Below are 3,173 nucleotides of genomic sequence, written 5' to 3' on the forward strand. Positions count from 1 at the left end.
GCACACGGTCGACCATCTGGGACACCGTCTGGCTTTCGATCGGCAGGCCGGTGGCCGGCGAATAGGGGATGCCGACGCGCGCGAAGAGAAGCCGCATGTAGTCGTAGATTTCGGTGACGGTACCGACGGTCGAACGCGGGTTCTTCGAGGTCGTCTTCTGCTCGATCGAAATGGCCGGCGACAGGCCGTCGATCTGGTCGACGTCCGGCTTCTGCATCATTTCGAGGAATTGCCGCGCATAGGCCGACAGGCTCTCGACATAGCGGCGCTGGCCTTCGGCATAGATGGTGTCGAAGGCAAGCGACGATTTGCCGGACCCGGACAGGCCGGTCATGACGATCAGGCTGTCACGCGGCAGGTCGAGATCGACATTCTTCAAATTGTGTTCGCGCGCCCCGCGAATGGAAAGATATTTATGGTCGGCCATGGCCGGTCGCCGCCTCAGAAGCTGGAATTTCCTGGAATGGCGGGTTTTCCCGGCCATCCCCTATGTAGGTAATTTTGCCGCCACGTCGAGAGACGCCACAATTCCCGACAAAAGCGTTTAACCGTCTTTCTCGTGAACCGGCAAGCGGAAAGAACAAAGGCCGAACACGCTCCTGACAAAGCTGTGCAAAAACTGACTTGTACGTAACCTCCCGGTGATCACGTTTTTCGGTAACCGGCTATTGATGGTTGACGTCCCCGACTCASGGGAGCAGTGTCCAGAAGTCAACTGAAGCCGGCCGTCTTTCGATGGCCTCGCCGCCAGAGGCGGCCTGCGAGACGCCGCAGGCATCTGCGATTTGTGCTTCGGGACGACACGTCGCAACGGACAAGGGAGTGGAGCCATGACGCCACCGGATCGTCCCCTAGGGTTCCAGTTGTCACTGGAGCCGCGGCAGGCATAAGTGCCAGGGTTTAGCGTTTGCGCCACCCGGCAAACCGTGACCTGCCATATCCCACAAAAATCAGAGACTGCTAGTCGGATCGACGGCTGAATGCCGCGAAGCATCCGAAATCAAACGCCGGCAGTACACTCCCGGCAAAAATTGGATTTGAGATCCAAAAAAGGCCCCGTCCGTTTGCGCAAAGCACGGCGGGGCCGTTTTCATGCGCGGCTTGTTTTGTCGACCATGGCGCGGCGCACGAGGCTGGACAGATCATGCAATCAGTGGCGCGGCAGCCCGGTGGCGCCAGCGCCTACGTCAACAGTGATGCTGCCTGAAATCCTGACATCCGTGTTGCCGATCTTGAACTGGCCGTTCCCATTGCCAGGGGATGCGTCGTCGGGTTCTGGCTGCGGAGCCGGCTTGGCGATGCGATAGTCGCTGGTCACGCCGGGCAGGGCGCCTTTGGGCGCCGCTGGCGAGCTGTCGTCGGCAAGGGCGGTGCCGCTCATGGAGCCGGCAATAGCGACCACGACAACAGCGATGACGCGATGCAACGTTCTGGACGGATGAGTGTCGGTCATCGCCCAGTTATAGTGGCGTGTCGACGAGGCGACCAGACCGGCGTCGTCAAATCTTCGACAGCCGGCGACGCGCTTCAGCCTCACGCGGCCTGTTTGCGCGTATCGAAAACATGGTCGACAAGACCCCAGGCCTGAGCCTCGCGGGCCGTCATGAAGTGGTCGCGGTCCAGCGTGCGCTCGACCTCTTCATAGGTGCGGCCGCAATGCTGCGCATAGAGTTCGGCCATATGCCGCTTTGTCTGGCCGATGCGCTCGGCATGGCGCTGGATGTCGGAGGCCTGACCCTGGAATCCACCCAGCGGCTGATGCAGCAGGATGGTGGCGTTCGGTAGCGAGATGCGACGCCCGGCCGTGCCTGCCATCAACAGGAACGAGGCCATCGACGCGGCAAAGCCCATGCACACCGTCGACACCGGGCAGCTGATGTATTGCATGGTGTCGTAGATGGCGAAGCCGCTGGTCACCACGCCGCCAGGCGAGTTGATGTAGAGCGATATCTCCTTGTCGGGATTGTCCGATTCCAGCGACAGCAGCTGCGCGCAGACCAAGGCCGAAATGTCGTCGTTGATTTCACCGTTGATGAAGATGATGCGCTCGCGCAGCAGGCGCGAGAAAATGTCGAAGGCGCGTTCGCCGCGGCTCGATTGCTCGATCACCATCGGAACCAGACTGGCAAGGCCGCTCATTGTTTTGTCTCCGTCCGTTTCGTTGTTCAGGCCGCGCGCAGCAACAGCAAAGGCGTGTTCGCTGCGGCCGGCCGTCTTGAATTGCGGAACCCCAACGAAAGCCTGCAGCCGGCGCCGGCCATGGCAACAGCGGGCATTGCCGTTCGGGCAAAACCGTCATGGACGATGCGCAGATGCGTGCCGCCGGAGACGGTGCGGGCGAGTGTGAAGGTGACAATGCTGTCGAGCGGGCTGTCGAGCCGAGCCTGCGGCCCGGCATCGCCTGGCTGCGGCCGCTCGCGCCAGGAATAGCGCAGCAGCCGTTCGGGCTCGGCGTCGATGATCTCGCATTCGATCGCCGCCTCTGGCCCGGCGAAGGCAAAACGGCTGCCGGTCTCAGGGCTGATGTCGTTCGGCATCATCCATGCGGCGAGCAGCTCGGGCACGGTCAGCGCGCGCCACACCTTTTCCGGTGGCTCCGGCAGGTCGCACTCAAACTCGATCGCGTCAGGCGCGGTGTTGGTGTCCGCGTGGCTTTGGTCTGTCATTGATCCCATGCTCTTCATTGATCCATGTCCTTCAAAACCGCCTTCAGCCTTTCGATGCGCTCCGGCCAGAAGGTCCGGTAGCGTTCGATCCAGGAGAGCAAGGGGGCAAGCCCTTGCGGATCGGCGCGGTAGTAGGCGTTGCGGCCCGCTCTCCGCTCGACCACCAAGCCAGCGCTGCGCAACACCGCCAGATGCTGGGAGACGGCGGGTTGCGACACCGTCATGCCGTTGCGCAATTCCGAGACGCTCATTTCGCCAGCGGCAAGCTGCTCAAAGACGGCGCGGCGCGTCGGGTCGGCAAGGGCGCGGAAAATCTCTGCCTCGATCATGGCAAAAGCATAAGTCGATACTTATTGATTTGGCAAGCGCTGTTTTTACGAGCTGGTCGGAAGCCAGCGCCTCACCACCCCGGCAGGTCCATCAAACGTCGCCTCGAAGATTGGCGACGCAAGCACAGCGTGGATGTGAAGCGTTCCGGTGCCGACGTTCTTGAACCCGTGTTTCCTG

At 61.7% G+C, this 3,173-nt stretch carries 4 protein-coding genes and 1 pseudogene; all 5 read right to left on the minus strand.

Annotated features, from left to right (window positions below; genetic code table 11):
• Positions 1–427, minus strand: a pseudogene (locus tag ACXJ7R_RS28530) (excinuclease ABC subunit UvrA); the annotation flags it as partial.
• Positions 428–1,150: 723 nt separating this feature from the next.
• Complete coding sequence (locus ACXJ7R_RS28535) at positions 1,151–1,453, minus strand: hypothetical protein (RefSeq protein WP_457154747.1); 303 nt, start codon at positions 1,451–1,453, stop codon at positions 1,151–1,153.
• Between the two features lie 80 nt (positions 1,454–1,533).
• Positions 1,534–2,139: an ATP-dependent Clp protease proteolytic subunit gene (locus ACXJ7R_RS28540; RefSeq protein WP_457154744.1), complete on the minus strand. Its 606-nt coding sequence runs from the start codon at positions 2,137–2,139 to the stop codon at positions 1,534–1,536.
• A gap of 26 nt (positions 2,140–2,165) precedes the next feature.
• Positions 2,166–2,666 carry an SRPBCC family protein gene (locus ACXJ7R_RS28545; protein WP_457154745.1) on the minus strand — a complete coding sequence of 167 codons (501 nt, stop codon included), beginning with the start codon at positions 2,664–2,666 and terminating at the stop codon, positions 2,166–2,168.
• 14 nt (positions 2,667–2,680) lie between these two features.
• Positions 2,681–2,995 carry an ArsR/SmtB family transcription factor gene (locus tag ACXJ7R_RS28550; RefSeq protein WP_457154746.1) on the minus strand — a complete coding sequence of 105 codons (315 nt, stop codon included), beginning with the start codon at positions 2,993–2,995 and terminating at the stop codon, positions 2,681–2,683.
• Positions 2,996–3,173: the final 178 nt, after the last annotated feature.

The sequence above is a fragment of the Mesorhizobium sp. P5_C1 genome (assembly GCF_054049815.1).